General features: G+C 33.5%; 22 protein-coding genes and 1 pseudogene. 7 read left to right on the plus strand and 16 right to left on the minus strand.

Going from position 1 to position 21610, the window contains the following annotated elements; all coding sequences use genetic code 11:
- Positions 1–77: 77 nt before the first annotated feature.
- Complete coding sequence (locus tag ACLL8X_RS01235) at positions 78–419, plus strand: DMT family transporter (RefSeq protein ID WP_489671742.1); 342 nt, start codon at positions 78–80, stop codon at positions 417–419.
- Complete coding sequence (locus tag ACLL8X_RS01240; protein ID WP_411989132.1) at positions 419–727, plus strand: DMT family transporter; 309 nt, start codon at positions 419–421, stop codon at positions 725–727. The genes ACLL8X_RS01235 and ACLL8X_RS01240 overlap by 1 nt, the downstream gene beginning before the upstream one ends.
- Here ACLL8X_RS01240 and argS read toward each other — a convergent pair.
- From argS to petA, 11 genes are all read right to left on the minus strand, one after another.
- The gene (gene argS / locus ACLL8X_RS01245; protein ID WP_411989133.1) at positions 724–2316 is read right to left on the minus strand and encodes an arginine--tRNA ligase; all 1593 of its coding nucleotides are present in this window, start codon (positions 2314–2316) and stop codon (positions 724–726) included. The two genes, ACLL8X_RS01240 and argS, sit on opposite strands and share 4 nt — an antisense overlap.
- 11 nt (positions 2317–2327) lie before the next feature.
- Positions 2328–2567 (minus strand): Sec-independent protein translocase subunit TatA/TatB, encoded by a 240-nt coding sequence (locus ACLL8X_RS01250; RefSeq protein ID WP_411989134.1) that lies wholly within the window; start codon positions 2565–2567, stop codon positions 2328–2330.
- 1 nt (position 2568) lies between these two features.
- Positions 2569–3192, minus strand: coding sequence for a guanylate kinase (gene gmk / locus ACLL8X_RS01255; RefSeq protein WP_411989135.1), 624 nt, complete (start codon positions 3190–3192; stop codon positions 2569–2571).
- Positions 3189–4496 carry a coiled-coil domain-containing 22 family protein gene (locus ACLL8X_RS01260; RefSeq protein WP_411989136.1) on the minus strand — a complete coding sequence of 436 codons (1308 nt, stop codon included), beginning with the start codon at positions 4494–4496 and terminating at the stop codon, positions 3189–3191. Before ACLL8X_RS01260 ends, gmk begins: the two co-directional genes overlap by 4 nt.
- Before the next feature lie 56 nt (positions 4497–4552).
- Positions 4553–5320: a flagellar biosynthetic protein FliR gene (gene fliR, locus ACLL8X_RS01265; protein WP_411989137.1), complete on the minus strand. Its 768-nt coding sequence runs from the start codon at positions 5318–5320 to the stop codon at positions 4553–4555.
- Positions 5307–5942, minus strand: coding sequence for an ABC transporter ATP-binding protein (locus tag ACLL8X_RS01270; protein WP_411989138.1), 636 nt, complete (start codon positions 5940–5942; stop codon positions 5307–5309). Before ACLL8X_RS01270 ends, fliR begins: the two co-directional genes overlap by 14 nt.
- A 10-nt stretch (positions 5943–5952) precedes the next feature.
- A complete protein-coding gene (gene tsf, locus ACLL8X_RS01275; protein WP_411989139.1) occupies positions 5953–7026 on the minus strand; it encodes a translation elongation factor Ts in 1074 nt (357 codons plus the stop codon).
- Positions 7026–7817: a 30S ribosomal protein S2 gene (gene rpsB, locus ACLL8X_RS01280; RefSeq protein WP_411989140.1), complete on the minus strand. Its 792-nt coding sequence runs from the start codon at positions 7815–7817 to the stop codon at positions 7026–7028. Before rpsB ends, tsf begins: the two co-directional genes overlap by 1 nt.
- A gap of 192 nt (positions 7818–8009) precedes the next feature.
- Positions 8010–9134, minus strand: coding sequence for a c-type cytochrome (locus tag ACLL8X_RS01285; protein ID WP_411989141.1), 1125 nt, complete (start codon positions 9132–9134; stop codon positions 8010–8012).
- The gene (locus ACLL8X_RS01290) at positions 9131–10381 is read right to left on the minus strand and encodes a cytochrome b (protein ID WP_411989142.1); all 1251 of its coding nucleotides are present in this window, start codon (positions 10379–10381) and stop codon (positions 9131–9133) included. The genes ACLL8X_RS01285 and ACLL8X_RS01290 overlap by 4 nt, the downstream gene beginning before the upstream one ends.
- A 1-nt stretch (position 10382) precedes the next feature.
- Positions 10383–10886, minus strand: a complete 504-nt coding sequence (petA, locus tag ACLL8X_RS01295; protein WP_411989143.1) for a ubiquinol-cytochrome c reductase iron-sulfur subunit — start codon at positions 10884–10886, stop codon at positions 10383–10385.
- A gap of 196 nt (positions 10887–11082) precedes the next feature.
- Between petA and ACLL8X_RS01300 the strand changes: the two genes are divergently transcribed.
- From ACLL8X_RS01300 to ACLL8X_RS01315, 4 genes and pseudogenes are all read left to right on the plus strand, one after another.
- Positions 11083–11961 (plus strand): hypothetical protein, encoded by an 879-nt coding sequence (locus tag ACLL8X_RS01300; protein WP_411989144.1) that lies wholly within the window; start codon positions 11083–11085, stop codon positions 11959–11961.
- Between the two features lie 413 nt (positions 11962–12374).
- Positions 12375–13115, plus strand: a complete 741-nt coding sequence (locus ACLL8X_RS01305) for a hypothetical protein (RefSeq protein WP_411989145.1) — start codon at positions 12375–12377, stop codon at positions 13113–13115.
- A 205-nt stretch (positions 13116–13320) separates the two neighbouring features.
- Positions 13321–13533 carry a hypothetical protein gene (locus ACLL8X_RS01310; RefSeq protein WP_411989146.1) on the plus strand — a complete coding sequence of 71 codons (213 nt, stop codon included), beginning with the start codon at positions 13321–13323 and terminating at the stop codon, positions 13531–13533.
- Positions 13533–14263, plus strand: a pseudogene (locus tag ACLL8X_RS01315) (hypothetical protein). The gene ACLL8X_RS01310 and the pseudogene ACLL8X_RS01315 overlap by 1 nt, the downstream one beginning before the upstream one ends.
- Before the next feature lie 393 nt (positions 14264–14656).
- Here the strand turns inward: ACLL8X_RS01315 and mnmG are convergent.
- The 4 genes from mnmG to cetC all read right to left on the minus strand — a co-directional run bounded on the left by mnmG (position 14657) and on the right by cetC (position 19092).
- The gene (gene mnmG / locus ACLL8X_RS01320) at positions 14657–16516 is read right to left on the minus strand and encodes a tRNA uridine-5-carboxymethylaminomethyl(34) synthesis enzyme MnmG (protein ID WP_411989147.1); all 1860 of its coding nucleotides are present in this window, start codon (positions 16514–16516) and stop codon (positions 14657–14659) included.
- 87 nt (positions 16517–16603) lie between these two features.
- On the minus strand, positions 16604–17101 hold the full coding sequence (gene cetB, locus ACLL8X_RS01325) for a bipartate energy taxis response protein CetB (protein ID WP_411989148.1): 498 nt from the start codon (positions 17099–17101) through the stop codon (positions 16604–16606).
- 9 nt (positions 17102–17110) lie between these two features.
- Positions 17111–18487: a bipartate energy taxis response protein CetA gene (gene cetA / locus ACLL8X_RS01330; protein ID WP_411989149.1), complete on the minus strand. Its 1377-nt coding sequence runs from the start codon at positions 18485–18487 to the stop codon at positions 17111–17113.
- 110 nt (positions 18488–18597) lie between these two features.
- The gene (gene cetC, locus ACLL8X_RS01335) at positions 18598–19092 is read right to left on the minus strand and encodes an energy taxis response protein CetC (protein ID WP_411989150.1); all 495 of its coding nucleotides are present in this window, start codon (positions 19090–19092) and stop codon (positions 18598–18600) included.
- A gap of 276 nt (positions 19093–19368) precedes the next feature.
- Between cetC and ACLL8X_RS01340 the strand changes: the two genes are divergently transcribed.
- Positions 19369–20745 carry a cation:dicarboxylate symporter family transporter gene (locus tag ACLL8X_RS01340; RefSeq protein WP_411989151.1) on the plus strand — a complete coding sequence of 459 codons (1377 nt, stop codon included), beginning with the start codon at positions 19369–19371 and terminating at the stop codon, positions 20743–20745.
- On the opposite strand, the gene ACLL8X_RS01345 is transcribed toward ACLL8X_RS01340, so the two are convergent.
- A complete protein-coding gene (locus ACLL8X_RS01345) occupies positions 20742–21548 on the minus strand; it encodes an inverse autotransporter beta domain-containing protein (RefSeq protein ID WP_411989228.1) in 807 nt (268 codons plus the stop codon). The two genes, ACLL8X_RS01340 and ACLL8X_RS01345, sit on opposite strands and share 4 nt — an antisense overlap.
- Positions 21549–21610 lie beyond the last annotated feature (62 nt).

The raw sequence follows: 21610 nt of genomic DNA on the forward strand, positions 1-21610 counted from the left end.
AAATTAAAAGTATAAAATAAAAAGACTAATTAAAGCTTTAAATGCTATGATTTTGGAATTTATTTTTAGGAGTTTTTTTGAATACCATCAAAAAAGAACTTTTTATCGCTTGGTTTTTTTTGCTTGGCGCCATAATTTTTGAAGTTTTAGGAACGAGTTTTTTAAAAATGGAAAATCTTGTTTTGGGCTATTTTTTTATGAGTATTTTCATAGCCTGTTCTTATTTTTTTATGGGTAAAGCCATTCGAAAAATTCAAGTGGGTATAGCCTATGCTGTGTGGGAGCTTTTGGGTATGATACTCATACTTTTGGTTTCTTTTATACTTTTTAAAGAGAGTTTGACTTTAACTCAAATTCTAGGCATTATCCTTTCTATCGTTGGAATTATTATGATTAATATAGGAGAAGTGAAAGAATAATGTATATATTCATCATCATACTCTCGGCTTTTTTGGATATAGTGGCGAATTTATTACTCAAAAAATCCAATGGTTTTAAAAATAAGTTCTGGGGCATAGCGGCTATTATCAATGCTGTGTTGGCTTTTTTCTTGCTTTCTTTTTCTTTGAAATATGTGCCTTTAAGCATAGCTTACTCAACTTGGGGAGCCATAGGCATACTAGGCACTTGTCTTGGGGGTTGGATTTTATATAAAGAAAAATTAAACAAAATAGGAATTTTAGGCATTGTCATTGTGATAATAGCCGTGTTTTTGCTAAATTCCTAATGTTGCATTTTATTTTTTGCTTCAATACCCATTAAATTTAATGCGGTCTTAATGCTTAAAGCCACTAGGGCAAAGAGCTTGAGTAAATCATTCTCATTAGAAGAACCCACAACCTTATTTTCATTATAGAATTTATGAAAATTGGCAGCTAAATTTTTAAGATAATCAGGGATTTTTTGCAAAGCCCTTGCTTCAAAGGCATCATTTAAAACAGCCTTTAAATTTAAAGCTTCAAAGAGCAAATTTACGCCATCTTGATTAAGACTTTGTAAATCAGCCTCAAGCACATCAGAGATTTTTTTTCCAGCCTTGGCAAAAACTTGATGGATTCTAGCGTGAGCGTAGTTGATATAATACACAGGATTAGAGCTATCTTCCTTTTGCAAATCACTCACATCAAATTCCAAATGCGTATCGCATTTTTTACTTAAAAAGATATAACGCAAAGCATCACTTCCTATCTCATCAAGCACATCACTCATTAGGATAAAATTTCCCGCTCTTTTACTCATTTTATAAGGTTCTCCATTCTTAAGCAAGGAAACCATCTGTGCCAAAATAATCTCAAGCTTATTGGGATTAAAACCTAAAAATTCCATAGCCGCCTTCATTCTAGGGATATAGCCGTGATGGTCTGCTCCCCAGATATTAATACACTTATCATAACCGCGACTCATCTTATCCTTATGATAGACAATATCCGCTGCCAAATAAGTCCCACGCCCATCTTCGCGGATAATCACGCGGTCTTTTTCATCGCCTTTTAAAGAAGAAGCAAGCCAAATTTTACCTTCTTTTTCGTAAGTGCCTTGATGCTCTTTTAAGGAGTTTAAGGTCGCATTTAAGGCATCATAATACGAGCTTTCACTGGCATAGCTGTCGATTTTAATTTTTGCTTGTTCTAAATTTTGTTTAATCAAAATAAGCATTTTATCCTTCGCCCAAGTCGCTAAGCTAGGGATATTTTCTTCATTAAAAAATTCTTTATCAAATTCCTCAAAAGCCTCTTTGGCTAAATCCGCTATATACTCGCCTTTGTAATATTGCTCTGGATATTTTACAACTTCTTTTAGGATATTTTCTTTCACACTTAGCAAAATAGAAAGCCCTAGTAAGTAGATTTGATTGCCCGCATCATTGACATAGTATTCGCTGTCGAAATTATAACCCAAATGTCTTGCAAGTCTTGTTAAAGTATCGCCAAAAACAGCACCCCTTGCGTGTCCTATGTGAAGGGGACCTGTGGGATTAGCACTGACATACTCAAGTAAAAAACTTTCTTGTTTTTTTTCTCCTTTGGTAAAATCATTTGGATTTTTCAAAGCTTGTTGTGCTAGTTCATTTAAAAAAGTTTTGGAAATTCTAAAATTTAAATACCCATTTACAGCCTCAACCCTTTCAAAATAGCTATGATTTTGGAATTTAGACGCTAATTCATTAGCTATAAGTATAGGGGATTTTTTCAACTCCTTAGCCAAAGAAAAAGCCAAAGGAGTAGCAAAATGTGCTAAATTTTTATCCTTAGGATTTTCAAGCGTAAAATCACACCCTAAAAGCTTTCTAAGCTCATCAAAAATAATACTTTTCAAAAGAGCTAACCTTAAGCTTTTTTTGTTTCGTCTATATTTGCATCGGCATTTGTGCTTTGACTTGTCTCTTGTTTGCCCTCTATTTTTTGAGCATTTTTTGCTACTTCATCTTCATTATTCATTTCATCTTTAAAGGTTTTAATGCCTTTACCTAAACCCTTTGCAAGTTCGGGAATTTTTTTTGCTCCAAAAAGTAAAACCACAATCAATAAAATAACCAACCAATGACTTGGACTTGACCAACCACCCATTTTATTCTCCTTCATTCCAAATATTTTGAATTTGCTCTAGATTTTGCCCCTTAGTTTTAAATTTATGGGCGATTAAAATCGCTCGCAAGGCTTCATAACTTTGCTCCAACTCATCATTAATGATAAGATAATCATACTCACAAAGTTCTTTCATCTCATCGCTAGCGTTTTGTAATCTTTTTTCTAGTTGCAACATTGTATCAGCATTTCGCTTAATAAGTCTTTTTTTTAGCTCATCTTTATTTTTTGTGGTGATAAAAACCGAAACAATACTATCAGCCATTTTTTCTCTGGCTATTTTAAATCCTTGCACATCAATGTCAAAAACAACTATTTTTCCATTACTCAAAGCGTCTTTAGTATGCTTAAGAGAAGTTCCGTAGAAATTTTCATGCACCCTAGCCCATTCTAAAAATTCACCCCCAGCTATGCCTTGCTGGAATTCATCTTTGCTTATAAAATGATAATGAACCCCATCTTGTTCCTTCTCTCTTGGCGGACGCGTTGTTGAAGAAATGGAAAAATAAAGCTCTTTGTTAAATTCATCAAAAAGTTTTTTTAAAAGAGTTGATTTTCCCGCTCCACTAGGACCTGAAATCAACAAAATAAAGCCTTGCAAACTCAATCCTCTTTAAAGCTAATGTTTATATTTATATTCATATTCATACCCTTAAGAGCCGCCTTTAAGGTATCATCTTTAATACTTGAAGTGATTGCTCCTGCTATGCTTTGACTAAGCTCATTAACTATCTCTTCGCTACTACTTTCATTTTGCACCCTAGTCTCAAGCTTTGGCATATCCCCATCTTCTACCAAAACCTCCTCCCCAAGAGCTTTTTGTATATCACTTTCTTGCAAAGTATCAAAATCATCTAAATTTGGAATAAGCACTTCTTCTTCATCAACTCCTAATTCTTCGTGATTAAAAACTGGCTCATCTTTAAAATCTTTTAAAACCTTGCTACTATTATCGCTATTAATACCATAATCAAGCTCATCAAGCTCTGCTAGTTCTTCCATAATCTGTTCTTGAGTGCTTAAATTAGAACTTAAATTTTCAAGCTCTTCTTGCTCATCTTCTATAATAGGAACAAAGTCTTCTAAAGGCTCTTGCTCTTCTTTTGCTTGACCTAAAAACTCCGCATCTTCGGGTATATCATCAAAATCCATTTCTTTTTCCTGCTCTTCAACCACAGGAAGTTCATCAAAGTCGCTCATCTTAGCTTGCAATTCTTTATTATCTTCCAAATCTTCATCATTATTATCTTCTAACTCATCTAAACTAGACTCAGCATTCAAAGCCGTATGCTCTTGAGTTAAGTCATCTTTTTCGTCTTCACTATTTTCTAGAGTTAAATCTAAATCAGTTTGAATATCTTCTTGAACTTGTTCTTGAGTTGCTTCTTGTTCTAAATTTTCATCTTCTAAATTTTGAGTATTTAAAGCTTCATTTGTATCATTATCATTTTGAGCTTCATCATCAAAACTTAAATCTTCCATTCCATCTGAATTTATATCCAAAGAATTCTCATTAGGCAAATCATCTAAATTTAAATTATCCAAATCTAAACTAATATCAGCATAAGGATTTTCATCATTACCTAATATTGGCGATTCAATAGGCGTATGTTCATTAACATCTTTATTGTTAAGTAAATTTAAAAAATCTGTAGGTAAAAAGGGTTTTTGTAAAATTTGCACATCTATATCTATACTTTGGTTACGTGGAGCTAAAAAAATCAATCTATCGCATTTTGTTTGAAGAATTTTTAAAGGAGCTGGAGTATCGCTATCTACAATAATCACATCATAATAGCCCAAATTTTCATCATAAGCGTTAAGTTCTTCAAATTCATAAGACATTTTTTTTGCGCTCAAGCTTACAAGCCTTGAAACTACGGGGTTTTCATTTAGAAGTAAAATTTTCATCACTTTAATCCTTGAAAAATAATTGCTATTTTATGATAATTTCATTTATCCTTTGCTTAGGTAAAAAAAAGAGTTTGCATGTGAGTAAAAACTTCTAAAATTAAATTTTTAAAATACTGCATCATCACAAGCAAAATCGCCACCAAAACTATAAAACCTAAAGCTATTTTTATAGGATAACCTATGACTAAAAGATTAAATTGAGGCATAGTTTTCATTAAAAGTCCAAAAATAACATCGGCTAAAAGCGAAATAGCCAGTATAGGAAAACTCATTGTAAAACCTATGATAAAAATATTTAGCATACCCATATTTAAATAATGCATTAAATTTTCACTAGGATAAAAGCCACCCAAACTAATATAAGTCAAAGAGTGGCTTAGAAATAAAAGCATTAAGTGATGCCCATCAAAAGCGAGAAAAAACAGCAGGGCGAGTAAATTTAAAATTTGAGAAGTAATAGGCATATTAGTGCCTGAGCTGGGGTCTAAGACACTAGCCATAGTAAAACCCATAGTAAAAGCAATCTGCTCCCCTGCCATCATCACAATAGCAAAAATAATCTGAAGCATTAATCCTGCTATCATTCCAAAAAGCACTTCACTCATAAGCTGCAAGATAAAAAAACTATCTAAATGTAAAGATTCTAGCTTAGCCAAAGGATATAAATACATAGTTAAAAATAAAACTATGGTGCTTTTTATTATCATAGGGATAGAATTATGTGAAAAAAAAGGGAAAAAAACTATAAGACCGCTCATTCTAGCAAGAAGCAACATAAAAGTTACAACATTTTTATCGCCCAAATAATTAACAAATTCCATTAGCGTCTAAAGTATAAGTTTTATCACAAAAACTAGCAAGCTTGCTGTCATGCGTAACAAAAAATAAAGCTGCGTCATTTTCTTTTGCATAAGAGATTAAAAGCTCGATGACATTTTTAGCATTATCAAAATCTAAATTTCCAGTCGCCTCATCAGCAAAAATAATTTTTGGTTTTTTACAAAGCACACGAGCTATACTAACTCTTTGTTGCTGTCCGCCACTTAATTTGCCTATTTTTTGATTTAAAAGTATATCAATACCTAAGCTTTTTAAAATTTTCTCATCCAAATCCTGACCCGATAAAACACTAGCAAGTTCGATATTTTCTAAAGCTGAAAAACCTTTAAAAAGATAATGTGTCTGAAAAATAATACCAAAGTCATAACGGCGCATTTTAAGTCTTTGATTTTCATTAAGCTGATAAAGACTAGAACCTTTAAAAAAAACTTCACCTTTTTTTGGAGCTAACAAAGAAGAAAGTATATGCAAAAGAGTAGATTTACCACAACCGCTACTGCCTTCAATTGCAATGCAGTCTTTTGCCTTTAAAATAAGATTTAAACCCTCAAAAAGCGGATAATCAAAACTATGACTTAAATTCTCCGCTCTTAAGAGTTCCATTTTTCACCGCTTAAAGCTGTGCAGCCACTTCAGCCGCAAAATCTTCGCTTTTCTTTTCTAAACCTTCACCAACCTCAAAGCAAATGAATTCAACAATTTTAATTTTTCCACCAAATTCTTTTTCTTTCTCAGCAAGCACCTGCTCTATGGTTTTTTTATCATCCATTACATAAAACTGACCCATTAAGGTAAGCTTACTATCAAGCTGAGAATTATCCACTATAAAGCTATTCATTTTACCCGGAATAATATTAGCCCAAATTTTTTCAGGCTTGCCTTGAGCCTTAAGTTCTTCTTTGATTTTTTCTTCAGCTTCTTTTAAAATTTCCTCGCTTAATTGTTTGCGACTTGCAAATTTTGGAATTTTATGCTCGGGCTTATTAGGGTCCTTAAGTCTGCGTCTTTCTTCGTTGTCTTTTTCAAGCTCAGCAACTAAAGCTTTGTATTCATTTTCGACAAAAGCCATATCCAAATCTTCATAACTTAAATAACTAGGTCTCATTGCTGCAATATGCATACAAATTTGTCTTAACAAAGCTCTTGATTTTTCAGCCATCTCAGCACTATCACAAGCTGCAGCTATCACAACTCCTACACGACCATTTGTATGAATATAACCATTTACAACACCCTTAGCACCTGCTTTTAAAGTCGCAAATCTTCTTACAACTAAATTTTCCCCTATGGTTGCAATTTGACTTTTGAGATATTCTTCAAATTTAACCCCATTGATTGTGCTTGTATGAAGCTCTTCTACGCTTTGTAAGCTATTATTTTGGATATGAGCTGTAGTGTCTTTTGTTAAAGCGATAAATTGCTCATTTTTTGCTACAAAGTCAGTTTCGGAATTAATTTCACTCAGGGTCGCACTTGTAAAATCATCACTTATTTTTACACTTACCAAACCTTCAGCAGCTAATCTATCAGCCTTTTTAGCAGCCTTGCCTAAACCTTTTTCCCTTAAAAGTTGCACTGCTTTATCAAAATCTCCATTACTCTCGCTTAAAGCATTTTTACAATCCATCATCCCCGCACCTGTGCTTTCGCGGAGTTCTTTTACCATCGCAGCAGTGATTTCAGCCATTATTCTTGCTCCTCACCGAAGTCTTCTTCACTCATCACTTCGTCTAAAACTTCTTTTTTTTCTTCATCGCTAATTTCTTTTTCTTCGCTTGGTAAGGCTTCGCCATCTTGTTCTCTTAAAGCTTTTCCTTCATTAATCGCTTCAGCCATTTCTTGGCAGAAAAGTTGCACTGAACGAATAGCATCATCATTACCCGGAATTGGATAGCTTACCAAATCGGGGTCGCAATTGGTATCGAGTGGAGCTACGACAGGAATTTTTAATCTATTTGCCTCTTGAACAGCGATTTTTTCTTTTACCGTGTCAATAACAAAAATCATATCAGGTTGGGTTTTCATGTAACGAATTCCACCCAAATAAGCTAATAATTTTTCTTTTTTTCTTGTAAGCATTAAAGCTTCTTTTTTGGTTAAAAGCTTAATGCTTCCATCTTCTTCCATTTTTTCAATTACTTCTAATTTTCTAATGGATTGACGAATGGTTCCAAAATTCGTCATCATGCCTCCTAGCCATCTGTGATTAACATAAGGCATACCACATTTTTCAGCAAATTCTTGTATGGCTCCACCGGCTTGTTTTTTTGTTCCAACAAAAAGTATAGTTTTTCCTTCAGCAGCAGCGTCACGGACTATATTATAGGTATATCTAAAATATCTTAAGGTTTTTTGTAAGTCAATAACATAAATGCCTTTTCTTTCGCCAAAAATGAATTTTTTCATCTTCGGATTCCAGCGTCTTGTTTGATGCCCAAAATGCACACCACATTCTAGCAAATCTCTCATACTAACCATGAGTCTCTCCTTGTAAATTTAGCTTTATTCCTCCACATCCCTTAATTTACACAAGCTAAAAAGGATTGATGTGTGTGAAATGAAGCTAGGATTCTATCAAATTTAAGTTTAGTTTTTACTTATACAGAGTTGAAATATAGCTATAAAACTTTTAAGAGAGATTAAGATTTTGCCACTTTGCAGTGGCAAAAATTAATGCAGTTTAGACCAAATAGAACGCTTCCAAGCTATAGCAAAAACACTTAAAATTACAAAGAATATCATCACATAAATTCCTGTGCTTTCTCTTTCTTCTTTTTTGCTATCGCCCACCTTACTTATATAAGAAACCACCTTAGCTTGAGCTTCTTCTGTAAGACCCACTCTTGGCATAGCCGTTCCTTGAAGTAATTTTTGGGTATTGTTGATAAAATCGTGAAGATACTGCTCACCACGAGAGCGAATCATCATAGATAAATCAGGCGGAGTTGAACCCAAGTAAGTAAGTAAATCATTATGGTTTGAAGGGGTGAAAAAGCTATCGTATTTCATATCATGACAACGACCACAAGCTTCGATAAAAGTGGCCTTATTTTTAGCAAAAGCTATATCTTTTTCCATCAAAGCTGTTTTTTGTGTGCTATCTTCCATATTGGCATATTTAGCTTCAACTTCTTTTTTAATAGCGGCGTCTTCATTGGCTTCAAATTTAACGCTCACATCTTTAAGATAAGCAATCACATTGGCTATATTTGCATTTGTAATCTCTTCACTTTCTCCGGAAGTTTCACTATTATAAGCTGTCATAATGAAAGCATCGCCAAATTTATGATCTACTTTCAAAGCAAGTGCAGGATGCATAATCAAAGCGGCTAAAAACTTCTCATCATAAATCGCACCCGCTGAACTAAGGTCAGGTGGAATTACCCCCAAAGAAGAATCCGTAATATTAGCCGCAATTCCATCTTCTTTTACCCCGTGACACGCAAAACAATTATTTTCAAAAAATTCCTTGCCTTTTAAGGCGTCGCCTTTGGTAAAATCTATTTTCGCAACATCTGCCCAAAGGCTTTCAACTTTGCTTAAATTTTCTTTAGCCATATCTAAAGCCTTAGTTGCATTTTGAATTTGAACCTCATTGCCTGCTTTTTGTGCTTCGTTTAAAAGTGCTTCTTTTTCGCTAATCACACTCTTAGCAAAATCCACATCTTCCTTAGCAAAATCAAAATTCGCTGGAGCCACATGAGGTTTCATCACTGAATGCGCATAAGGCTCTACACCCCAATACACAAGTGCAGTAAAAACTGCAACGACTAAAAATATTTTTAATTCTCTCATTGTTTAGCTCCTTTTCTTTCCATAATTGTAATAACAGGTAAAACGACAATAAGTAAAAGTAAAAATATAATAGAAGCATAAAATCCAACCCAAGCATTTACGCCAGTTGGTGGCAATTTTCCATAAATGGTTAAAACAATTAAATCCACAAGCAATACCCAAAACCAAATGAAAAATAAAGGTCTTTCATGAGCTGGTTTTACAACATCACTTCTATCTAGCCAAGGAAGTAAAAAGAAAATCACTTGAGCAATTCCAAAAGCTACCAAACCTATATCAAAGGCTTTAATGCCCGCAATATCAAAGAAAAAGCCCCTTAAAACTTCATAACTCCATAAAAAATACCACTCAGGATAAATATGTGCTGGGGTTTTAAGAGCATTAGCGGGGTCAAAATTGATAGGGTCCATTGCAAAATCAAATTTAAAACATACCAAATAGAAAAAGAATATCATAAAAAAGCTTATATACATAAAATCTTTTGATAAAAATCCCGGCCAAAAAGGAATGACCTTAGAACCTTTAGTATCACCTGCCATATATTTTTCAGATTCCAAATCAAAATCCAACTCTTCAGCAATCTCGTTATTAACATGAGGAATTCTTAAAGAATAAAAATGAAAGGCTATAATAGCAATAATCACAATAGGAAGCAAACATACATGAAGCATAAAAAATCTTGTTAAAGTCGGATCAGAAACCGCATAATCTCCACGAATCCAAATCACAAGCTCAGGACCGATAAAGGGAATTCCACCAAAAAGATTGGTAATCACTTGAGCCGCCCAATAACTCATTTGCCCCCAAGGAAGCATATAGCCACTAAAAGCTTCAGCAGAAAATACAACAAATAAAAGCATACCACTAACCCAAATCATCTCACGACCCTTTTTATAAGAACCATAATAAATTCCCGTTAGCATATGGATATAAATAATCAAAAACACAACAGAAGCAGCAACGCCGTGCATATGACGCCAAAGCCAACCATAATCGACTTCTTGCATAATAGTTTTATTCACACTATCAAAAGCAAGAGCAGTGTCTGGTTTATAATACATCACAAGCAAAAGCCCTGTAACAAAAAGCACCGCAAAAAGAGTTGTTAAAATAACCCCCATCGCCCAAAGAAAATTAATCTGCTTTGGTATCCAATACTTCACCATCAAAACATCAAGTAATTTATGAACCGCAAGCCTTTGGTCAAGCCAATCCACTATGCCATTAGCTTTTCTAATCTGTGCCATCTTAAGCCTCCGCTATCATTTTTTGATATTCAGGACCTTCTTCGCCTAAAACAAGCTTGGTTCCATCGATTTTAAAAGGGGGAATTTCAAGGGGTGTTGGAGGAGGTCCAAAGACATTTTTTCCACTCGCGTCAAATTCCCCGCCATGACAGGCACATTTAAACAATTGCTCACTTGCTTGATAAGCAGGTATGCAACCTAAATGTGTGCAAAGTCCTATGACCACGGTGTAAGCGGCATTGGCTACCACAACATCGCGTTTTTCATCTTTTGACATACTCGCATCTTTTTTTAATATAAAAATAGGCTTCTTACGCCATTCTATGGTTCTAAGCTCTCCATCTTGCATTCCTGTTAAATCCACTGTAGTAAAGCCCGCAGCCTTGACACTTGGAAGCGGGTCCCAAGTTTTTTTCATTGCAACAAGCGAAAAAACACCACCTACAGCAGCTACGCTTCCAAATGCAAAACCCATAAAGCTTCGTCTACTTTCAGATGTAGCCATAACTTGTCCTTTCGATAAATTTATTTTTAACCAAAGCAAAAGTTTATCTAAATTAAAATAAATTTTTTCTTTGTTTTATTAAGTTTTGTTTTAGAGACACAGCAAAACTTAAAAAGGATTACTTCAGCCTTAAGGCTTTGTAATAACAGGAGTAGCTGGAACGCTTTTTGCTTACTAAATTTAAAAAGGAGTAAAAATGTATATTGATAATAATACCAATGCAATTCATCCACTAAGCACTAAAGCAGAAAAAAATGGCTATACTCACTTCCAAAAAACCTTAGATAAAGTGCAAAATTCCAAACAAGAAATAAAAGCAGACACAACACCTTATTCCAAACTAAAGCCCGAAGCTATGGCACAAAGTGATTTTGAAATGGCTCTTAAAGCTTTGGATAAGCTTGTAGATTATAAGACGGGTGAAAGCGTTGATTTTGATAGTCTTAATGAAAAGCAACAAAAGCATTTACTAGAACATTTAGCTTCTAATCTAAATTTCGCTCAACACTATTATGATGATAGATTAGAGTATTCTAAAATCTACATTGCAAGAGAAGAAAAATACATATGGGCTTATTTTGATTATCAAAATTCCAAAGGCGAAGCTGTGGATGTGGGCAAAGATATTTTTAAGCTTGAAGATTGTCAGCTTGGCACTTTACCTTTAGGCGATGATGACGCTAGAAGGGAGTTGTGGGACTTGGCTAAGGATTATGTAGATGGCAATACGGATAATTATTTTGGCTTTTTGAAAAGAACAAGGGGTGAAAATGATACGGGATTAAATTTAAAAGATTTGCGTGATTTAGAGCAAACTATAAGGGATATGAAAAAAGAAGCACAAGAGAAAGGCTTAGACGAGAAAAGCTACCTAGCCCTGCCTTTTATCAGGCTAGAACCTAGTGCTAGTGGGGTGCTTTATCATAAGGCTTTAGATACACTTATAGAACGCTTTTTTGAGCAAAAAAAGCTTTTAAGAGAAAATTTACTCCTAAATAATTATGAAAGAGAGCTTAAAAACCAAAATCCTAAAAAGACAAATGAAATTATCAACGAAGCTTTAAATGCTGTGTGAAAAATAATTTAATGGGTCTTTGTTTGTATAAAAATTTAGCGACTATAAAGGGAATGGAAAAGCTTCTTTTTGAAAAAGAATTTGCAAAATAAAAGCGTGGATATAAGAGTGTGAGAATTATGGTGTCATTACGAGCTTGCGCCCTAAAGCGTGGTAAGCTTCGTTATCATAAAGAATGCTCATTTTCGTCATTGCGAGAAGCTGTCAAGCTTTGTGGCATTGCGTCTGCTCTTAAATTTAAAGAGATTGCTTCAATTTGATTAACCAAATTTCGGGGTGACAATGCTATCCGTTATTACCAGTGAAACGAAACAAACTATACTAAAAATTAAAGCAGATTACTTCTTTTTAATAACGAGAGCAGTTGGAATACTTTTTGCTTGTTAAATTAAAATTTCAAAAAAGGAGTAAAAATGTATGTGAGCAATAATACCAATGCAATTCATCCACTAGGCACCAAAACAGAAAAAAGTGCCAATACCGACTTCCAAAAAACCTTAGATGAAGTGCAAAATTCTAACTGGGATATAGATAAGCTTAATCCCAAAAACTTAGCCAATGATAATTTTTCTAAAATTAGCAAGGCACTAGATAATATCATCAATCCCAAAACAGGCGAAAAGGTGTCTTTAGACCTTTTAAGTGAAAACGAGCAAAGAAATTTAGCAACTTTTGCTGCTGATTATCTTTATATGTTTCAAAATGATTTTAAAACCCAAGATATTAATGTCAAAATAGAATTAGAACCCCAAAGTATGAAAGCTCTTGTTTATTTTGAAGATAAGCAGGGCAGGGTTCTTGATTTGCTTAAAAATATGGGCTTAGAAAAAGCAGGCATTGATACCACTCAATTTTTAAAAATGGAAAGAAGTTTAAAGTCGACAAATAACGATGATGAGCCTTTGATTTCCTATGAAGGTGGGGCGATGTTTATAGACCCAAAACTCATTGACAATCCCTTCCTTGAATTTGAACTTGTTGATGGTAAATTGAGTGAGAATTTAAAAGATAAAACAAACCAAACTGAGGAGCTTGATTTGAGAAAATTAAGGTCTGATGGAGCTTCTCTACACTATAAAAATTATGTTCAAACTATGGATAGGCTTGTTGATAATTTGCTAGAAACTCAGTATAAAAATGCGGGAGTGGTTTGAATTTAAGCAGTTTGCTTCGTTTTATCCGTAATGACAACACTTTTGTCATTACGAGCTTTTATCTTGCAAAAGCGTGGTAAGTTAAATTTTAAGCCGTTTTTATAAGACTGGCTAATGCTTGTAAAAATTTAAATTTTTAAGATTTTTTTAAAATATAAATTATATAATCTTTGCATATTATAAAAATTATTTAGAAGAAGAAAATATGAAAAACTTAGTAAAGACTTTTCTTTTACTTTCTGTTTTTGCGGTGAGTGCTTTTGCCCACGATTCTTATGAGCCTTATACTTGTTCTTTGCAAAATCTTTTTAAGCCAAATAGTTGCAGACCCGATTTGGTGCCTAATGATGAGTATGGTTGCTATGCTTTGCCTAATGTTAGAGTAGGCGGCGAACCTGTTTGTGTGAAGTATTATTGATGTCTATTTTAGTAAATTCAATAGATACTTTTTATTCTACCAAAAATGAGGCTGTATTTTCAGCTTCTAAAAGTGAAAATATCAAAAGAAATATAAGTGATTTTCACCCTGATAAAAATACAAAAAATTCCATTCATTTTTTCAGTGATAATAAAGAAATTGCTTTAAATTTAAGTGATAAAAGCATAGAACTTTTAAAAAGTCATTTTAGTGAAAATGATTTTTTAAAACTTTCTAATGGCAATATAGGTTTAAGTGGAAGTGCGGCTGCCTTTGTAGAAGGCTGGTATAAGGATATTATAGTCAATAGAGATTTTTTAAATGCAGATATGGATAAAAACGGCAAAATAGAAAAAAACGAATACCTTGTCTTAAAAAATTCAGTCCAAGATGTCGCCGAAAATCAAAATTTAAGCAAGAGCTTTGGAGCAGTGGTTCTAAGAGAAGCTAAAAGCACTACAGGTTATGTGGGAAGTAAGATAAGCGATAAAAGTCTAAGCATTGAAGAGCTTATGGATGAAACCCTAAAAAGCGATAGAAATTTTGATGGAAGCATTAGTAGACTTGAGTATTCTGCCAAAGGTGGCACAGATATGCAAGGCTATACGAATTGGGCTGTAGATGCTTTAAATGATATTTTAGATGAGAGTGATAAACGCCAGAAAATTCATTTGGTTGTCGACCCTACTGGCGAAATTTGGAGTTCTTATGCTGGAAAAACCTTAAATGAAATTAAGGCTTACTATGATAGCCCTTTTAGAGCGATGAGTGGAAGTTCTGTTTCTGGTTTTAGTGATTTGGTGATTGAAAGTCCAAAAGTTTTGCCAAGCCAAGCTTCCAAAAGTCAAAAAGAACAATTGCTTGATGAATTCCCTGAATTTAGAGCCTTGATACAAAACAATCCTAATATCACAAAAGAAGAACTTCTAAGACTTAAAAACCAGCAAAGAATCACACAAAATTATCAAAACCATCAAAAACAAGATTTACAAAAAGAATTCACACAAAAATTTTTCCAAACAGACCTTAAAGTTTAAATTTTTTAAAACATTTACCAAAATCAAATATTTAACTTAAAAACAAGAGACTTTTATACCCTGAAATTTTGTTAAAAAATTCAATTTTAAGCTTTTTTCTTTTGCATTTTAATATAAATTTGCAAAATATCAAGTGCCGCAGGGGTAATGCCACTGATTTGACTGGCTGCAAAAATAGTAGGGGGTTTGTGATGATTAAGCTTTTCTACCACCTCATTGCTTAAACCACTCACGCTTTTAAAATCAAAATTTTCAGGGATTTTAAGCTCGCTTAGGCTCTTCATTTTTTCCACCTGAGCCTTTTGCATACTGATATAGTGATAATACTTAGCCTCGTTTAAAATTTCCCTTAAGGAATAATCATCCATATTTTCAAACATCAAATCAAGCTTTCTTAATTTTTCTATATCAAAACTTGCTCTTGCAACGATTTTTTGAAGAGAAACTATGGAAGAAATTTTATCTTCGCCTAAGTTCTCTAAAAAAGCGTTATTTTGATTATTGGGCGTGAATTCTTTAGAGAGTAAAAACTCAAGTCCCTTTTGAAGATTATTTGCGATATTTTGTATGTAAGCGAAATCTTGTTTGCTTAAAAGTCCTAAATCATAGCCATATTTTCCAAGCCTAAGTATGGCATTTTCTTCCCTTAAAAGCAGTCTAAATTCAGCCCTTGAAGTAAACATTCTATAAGGCTCTTTTGTGCCTTTGACTACCAAATCATCGATTAAAACCCCTATATAAGCCTCATCGCGTCTTAAAACCAAAGGCTCTTTTTCATCTATACTTAAACTTGCATTAACCCCAGCCATAAAACCTTGTGCCGCAGCTTCTTCATAGCCCGTTGTTCCATTAATCTGCCCCGCACAATAAAGATTTTTAATCTTTTTAAGCTCTAAAGTATGTTTAAGCTCAGTTGGCTCTATATAATCATATTCTATGGCATAACCAAAACGGGTAATTTTAGCATTTTCAAAACCTTTTACAGAACGCAACATTTGAATTTGCACCTCATAGGGCAAAGAAGTAGAAAAACCATTGATATAATACTCAGTCGCTTCAAAGGTTTGAGGCTCGATAAAAAGATGGTGGCTGTCTTTATCGCTAAAACGATTGATTTTATCCTCTATGGAAGGACAATATCTTGGTCCCACACCTTCAATCTGTCCTGTAAAAAGCGGAGCACGGTAAAAATTATTCCTAATAAGCTCATGCGTTCTAGCATTAGTGCGGGCTATATAGCAAGGAAGTTGCTTGGGCTTAAAATTTTTTGAGCGAAAGCTAAAGGCTTTAGGATTTGCGTCCCCTTCTTGAATTTCAAGCACACTAAAATCAATGCTTTTTGCATCCACTCTTGGACAAGTTCCTGTCTTTAAACGCCCCATTTTTAAACCTAAAGCTTGCAAATTATCGCCCAATTTTACCGAAGCGAGTTCGCCTACTCGTCCAGCCCTAAGTTTGTTTTCTCCTATGTGGATAAGCCCATTTAAAAAAGTTCCCGTCGTAAGAATAATTTTTTTGGCAAAATATATATTTTCTAAATTTGTTTTAACGCCTTTAACTTCATCATTTTCTATAATCAAAGCACTCACTTGTTCTTGAGAAAGTTCTAAATTGGGAAGTTTCAAAAGTCTATTGCGCGCGATAATGCGGTATTTATCCATATCAATTTGCGCCCTGCTTCCTTGAACAGCCACGCCTTTGCTTTCATTTAAAATGCGAAATTGTATCCCCGCTTCATCGCTAATTTCACCCATAAGTCCGCCCATAGCATCAAGTTCTTTTACCAAATGCCCCTTAGCGAGTCCGCCTATGGCTGGATTACAACTTGCTGCTCCTATTTGTTCTATTAGCGTGGTTAAAAGTAAGGTTTTTTTACCCATTCTAGCAGTGGCTGCACTGGCTTCAATACCCGCATGTCCCCCACCTACAACAATAACATCAAACATATTTTGCCTTGAAAAATTGTGAATTTTTAAAGATGGATTATATAATATTTAGACTTAAAACAAAGTCGCTTTAAGTCTAAACCGGTCCTATTTGGCTTCTTGGAGAGAAAAAATCAGCTCATTATAAGTTTTACCCGCACTTTTGCAAAAATTTTCTAGCGTTTCAATACCCTTATTTAAACCTTGTTGTTGCTCAACGCTTAAAATATTCTTATAGAGTTTTTCTATCGTGGAAATAGCACTTTTATTTGGCATACGGCGAACCGAATAATAGCCTATTATATTATCATTCATATCCATTGAAGGCGTTACATTGGCAAAAACCCAGTAATAATTACCTTCCTTAGTCTTGTTTTTCACATAGGCAAAAATTTCCTTACCCTCTCTCATATAATCCCACAAATACTTAAAAACGGTTTTTGGCATATCATCGTGCCTTACTATATTGTGAGACTTGTGTAAAATTTCTCCCATAGTATAACCTGCGTATTTTAAAAAATCATCATTGGCATAAACTATATGACCCTTTAAATCTGTTTTAGAAGTAATCAAACTATCCTTTTGCAAAAAAATTTCCCTTGACATTTATTGCCCCTATATTTTTAATTTGGTTAAAATTTCAGCACTTCTTTGCTCAAGCGATTTAATATCACTGACTATGGTATCGTAAGCCTTTTGGTCTATATAAGCTTGGCTTGATTCTTCTATGGCTTTTTTAGCGTTGCTTTTTATAAATTCCTTAGCCAAATCAAGCTCATCACTCGAACTTAACTCCTCAATCACGCTCTTAGCTCTTTCATCTTGGCAAAGATTAGAAATAGCATCCACACATTCAAGGTCAAAATTTTGCGCCCCATTTAAATTTAAGTAGATATTGGATTTATAAAGAATATGGTCGATTTTAACCACGGATAAAATAAGTCTTTTTGCAAAAGAACCAAAATTTACTCCTAATGTAGAGCTGTTTTCTTCCAAACGCCTAAAGGCTTGAGAGAATTTGTTAATTCTTTCTTCAGATTCACTGACTATATTAAAAACTTGCTCACTACCGCTTTGGATATTGACAAAATCTTGTTGCATAGTTTGAATGGCAACGGAAATTTCGCTGGTAGATTTTTGCGTTCTTTCGGCAAGTTTTCTAACCTCATCAGCCACCACAGCAAAGCCCCGTCCGTGTTCTCCCGCTCTTGCTGCTTCAATGGCAGCATTTAAGGCTAAAAGATTGGTTTGGTCGGCTATATCGCGTATCACTTCAACCACTGAAGTGATATTTTGAGAATTGGCTACGAAAGTTTGCACCGTTTCTTTGCTTGAATTAACCACTTCCATTAGCGAACCCATAGCGTTTTGCAAAGAATCTACTTCAGAGCCGTTTTCTGTGGCTGTATGAGTGATGGCATCGACTGTGTCATAGACATTTTTCATTACACTGATGTCTTGATTTAAGGAGTTAGAAATTTGAGACATATCTTTATTTTGATTTCCCAAGCTTAAATCCATCAAGGTTCTTGATAAAGCGTTTTTAAAAGTGGATTTTGCGGTTACTTCTATATTGGCTAGGGCTTTGTTGATAAATTCAATATTATGAGCGAAAATCCCTTTCAAGCCTTCAGGCAAAGCTTTGCGGTAAAATTCGCCCTTTTGAGAACAAGAAATAGAAGTGTTAATCTCTCTTAAATAAGCCTCAAGTCCATCAATGGTATTGTTGAGATTATCGGCTATCTCGGCTAAATTTTTACTCTTTGTTTTCACATAGATAATTCTATTGTCAAAATTGCCTTCTTTTAGCTCCCTACAAAGAATTAAAAGCTTATTTATCATTATTTGCTCATCTTTGTATTGATTTAACAAATAAATCATCAAAGCAATAGTCGCAACAAAAATAACTGCCCCGATATAACTATGGACAAGAATGGTAGTCAAAATACCAACTATACTCAAAAAAATAGCTGACAATAAACCATTTTTCATCACAAATTAACTCCTCATTTTGTCTTAAAAATTTTCAAAAACTCTTAAACAGCTCTAAAATTTTATAAAAGCGGGAATTATATAATAAATAAGGTTAAACACATCTTATTTTAGCTATTCTCTTGCAAGTTGAATATAAATTCATTGTAACTCATCTTATAAGAATCTACAATATCCATTAAAGCCAAAACTCCAGCTCCAATACCTTCTTTTTGCTCTTTTTCTAATAAAATTTTATAGACCTCTTCGATGATAGCAAGAGCTTTTCTATTAGGCGCACGACGCACGGAGTAATAATTAATAATATTACCATTAATATCAAAAGAAGCACTTACATTTGCAAAAACCCAGTAAAAACTACCATCTTTAGCCTGATTTTTTACAAAAGCAAAAATTTCATCTCCTTTTTGAATAAAATCCCAAAGACATTTAAACACCACTTTTGGCATATCTTTGTGTCTTACTATATTGTGAGGCTTGTGTAAAATTTCTCCCATAGTATAGCCTGCGTATTTTAAAAAATCATCATTAGCATAGATAATATTTCCCTTAATATCTGTTTTAGAAGTAATCAAAGCATTTTTGGATAATACTATTTCTTTCACAACTTAAAACCTCGCTAAAAAATAAACTAAAATAAAATTATTATTAATAATAAATAACAAAAAGTAAATTAAATTATAAAATATAAATTTTTTAAAAAAATATTTTAATTTTTATTAATAAATAATGAGAAATTTTGTAACATTCAAGTAAAAAATATTTTTATATCTTGGCAAGAAAATATTTTTATTATTTATTTTTTTGTTAAAATTTAGAAATATGATTATTTTATTAAAATTATATTTAAAATTAACAAAAATAAAAAGGAGCGAATCAGCTTGGAAACTTTAAGTCAAACTTTTGCTCAAAGGAAACCTCCTTTATATAAGCGTGTTATAAAGAGTCTTGGATTTTGGGTAATTATAGGCATTGTGGCAGGTATTTTGCTTGGCTGTATAGATAAAGAATTGGCCATCGCTAGTAAGCCGGGTGTTGATTATTTCATTGGAGCTTTGAAAGTTCTTATAGGTCCTATTATTTTTGTTACTTTAGTTTTAGGAATCATCAGTCTTGAAAGCTTAAAAAAAGTAGGTAGTATTGGTGCTAAAGCGGTAATTTATTTTGAAGTTGTAAGCACTTTAGCACTTGCTATAGGTATTTTTATGGCAAATGTCATGCAACCAGGTCATGGAATGAACCTTGACCCAAGTCAGCTTGATACTAAAAGCGTGCAAAAATATGTTTCTCAAACCACAGAAGTAAGTGCAAGCTCAGAAATTATGCATATTTTAAAAGACGCTATGCCTACTGATATTATTACCCCTTTTACAGAAGGAAAAACTATACAAGTTTTAGTTATTGCTATTGTTACTGCTTTGATTATTTCTTTAATGAGAGTAGAAGATAAACAGGCAATTCAAAGGGTTTTTGAAGTGGTGCAAAATTTTGTTTTCAAAATTTTACAAATTATTATGTATTTTAGTCCTATTGCCGCCTTTTCAGCAATGGCCGTGCTTATAGCTCAATACGGAATTAGCTCTTTAATCAATTTAGCCTACTTGCTTTTGGTTATGTTAATCTCGTGCCTTGTGTTTATATTTGGAATTTTAGGTCTTATTTGTTATTTTGCAAAAGTAAATATATTTAAATTTATGAGATTTATCTCAAGAGAAGTTTTGATTGTTTTTGCAACCAGCTCAAGCGAATCTGCTCTTGCCCCTTTGATGCGTAAATTAGAAAAAGCAGGGCTTTCTAAAGCAACCGTTGGACTCGTTCTACCCACAGGATATAGTTTTAATCTTGATTGCACCAATATCTATCTAGCAATGAGTCTAATCTTTCTAGCACAAGCTTTCAACGTAAATTTAAGTCTAGCCCACGAAATCAGTATTTTAATAGTGTTAATGATAGCTTCAAAAGGAGCTGTGGGTGTAACTGGTTCTGGTTTTATAGTGCTTGGAAGCACTCTAGCAGCCTTAGGCAATATGGAAATTTCTGAAGCAAATGCGACTTTAGCACAAGTTTTACCCGTAGCTGCCATAGGTGTTCTTTTAGGAGTTGATAAATTTATGTCTGAAATGAGAGCAGTTGGAAATCTTTGTGGAAATTCAGTAGCAGCTTTAATTGTTGCAATCTGGGATAAACAAATTGATTGGGAAAAATTCCGCTACGCTATGGATAATCCAGAAAAATTCCACAATGCTGGTATGAATTAATGCGTTCTTTGGAGGAAGTCGTATCGATTAACCTCCTCTAAAGTATTGTTTTTTCTTCTAAATTGCTTCAAAAAACCTTCATTAAAATTAAAACTAAATCCAACTTGGACAATGGTATCATCAATGCTCTCTCTTGTACTATAATTACGACGTAATAAATTTAAATTAAATACACTATAAGGAGAATAAGACACTTGATAATTTGTTTTCTCATCATCTTTACTAACATCAAAAACAAAAGCTGTATAGCTAGGAATTACAAAACTCATTCCAAGTTGTAAATTTCTTTCTGCTTCGTTAGGGATATAATAATTACTATAAGCCTTTATAAATTTACTATAACCAAATTCCGCACCAAAACTTTTAGTATCTTCTTGTTCTTTTTGCTTATCAACAAAACCATTAACCCCAAACAAAAAATCATCTTTTTCGTAGCGATTGATTAACCCGCCTGAGTAATTATAATTATCCTGAGCTACAAAAAGCTCCTTTTGAAAAAGCAAAGAATTATGCTCGCCTTCATAAAGAGAACTCAGACTTTTAACTTGTGCATTTTCATTTTGAAAATCTAAATTTCCATCTGTTTTATCTATGCCATTATCATTTTCTAAAGTGTTTGAAAGTAAGCTATCAAAAGTGCTTTGAAAATCCACACTTTCTTCTTGAATTTTTGGAGCTTCTTTAATGTTTTGATAGTCAAAATGGTCCCAAGAGGTTTGATTATTATTTTTTGCCAAAGCCTTGCTAAGCTCATCGGCATCGAGCAAAGAAAAAAGTATCATTATATAAAAAATACTTCTTATCATTCCTTAGTATCCTTATCTTTTATGGAATGTTTATTATAAAAAAATAATATAAATAAACC

Origin of the sequence: Campylobacter parajejuni (assembly GCF_046764905.1) — a bacterium.
In the GTDB taxonomy this organism is placed as follows: Bacteria; Campylobacterota; Campylobacteria; order Campylobacterales; family Campylobacteraceae; genus Campylobacter_D.

Coding starts and splice junctions, on each gene's coding strand:
- rpsB (WP_411989140.1), bottom strand. CDS start 7,817: ATGGTTAGTATGAGAGATTTGCTAGAATGTGGTGTGCATTTTGGGCAT.
- ACLL8X_RS01260 (WP_411989136.1), bottom strand. CDS start 4,496: ATGAAAATTTTACTTCTAAATGAAAACCCCGTAGTTTCAAGGCTTGTA.
- ACLL8X_RS01310 (WP_411989146.1), top strand. CDS start 13,321: ATGAAAAACTTAGTAAAGACTTTTCTTTTACTTTCTGTTTTTGCGGTG.
- tsf (WP_411989139.1), bottom strand. CDS start 7,026: ATGGCTGAAATCACTGCTGCGATGGTAAAAGAACTCCGCGAAAGCACA.
- cetB (WP_411989148.1), bottom strand. CDS start 17,101: ATGTCAAGGGAAATTTTTTTGCAAAAGGATAGTTTGATTACTTCTAAA.
- petA (WP_411989143.1), bottom strand. CDS start 10,886: ATGGCTACATCTGAAAGTAGACGAAGCTTTATGGGTTTTGCATTTGGA.
- ACLL8X_RS01290 (WP_411989142.1), bottom strand. CDS start 10,381: ATGGCACAGATTAGAAAAGCTAATGGCATAGTGGATTGGCTTGACCAA.
- ACLL8X_RS01300 (WP_411989144.1), top strand. CDS start 11,083: ATGTATATTGATAATAATACCAATGCAATTCATCCACTAAGCACTAAA.
- ACLL8X_RS01285 (WP_411989141.1), bottom strand. CDS start 9,134: ATGAGAGAATTAAAAATATTTTTAGTCGTTGCAGTTTTTACTGCACTT.
- ACLL8X_RS01240 (WP_411989132.1), top strand. CDS start 419: ATGTATATATTCATCATCATACTCTCGGCTTTTTTGGATATAGTGGCG.
- ACLL8X_RS01305 (WP_411989145.1), top strand. CDS start 12,375: ATGTATGTGAGCAATAATACCAATGCAATTCATCCACTAGGCACCAAA.
- fliR (WP_411989137.1), bottom strand. CDS start 5,320: ATGGAATTTGTTAATTATTTGGGCGATAAAAATGTTGTAACTTTTATG.
- mnmG (WP_411989147.1), bottom strand. CDS start 16,516: ATGTTTGATGTTATTGTTGTAGGTGGGGGACATGCGGGTATTGAAGCC.
- ACLL8X_RS01270 (WP_411989138.1), bottom strand. CDS start 5,942: ATGGAACTCTTAAGAGCGGAGAATTTAAGTCATAGTTTTGATTATCCG.
- ACLL8X_RS01250 (WP_411989134.1), bottom strand. CDS start 2,567: ATGGGTGGTTGGTCAAGTCCAAGTCATTGGTTGGTTATTTTATTGATT.
- cetA (WP_411989149.1), bottom strand. CDS start 18,487: ATGAAAAATGGTTTATTGTCAGCTATTTTTTTGAGTATAGTTGGTATT.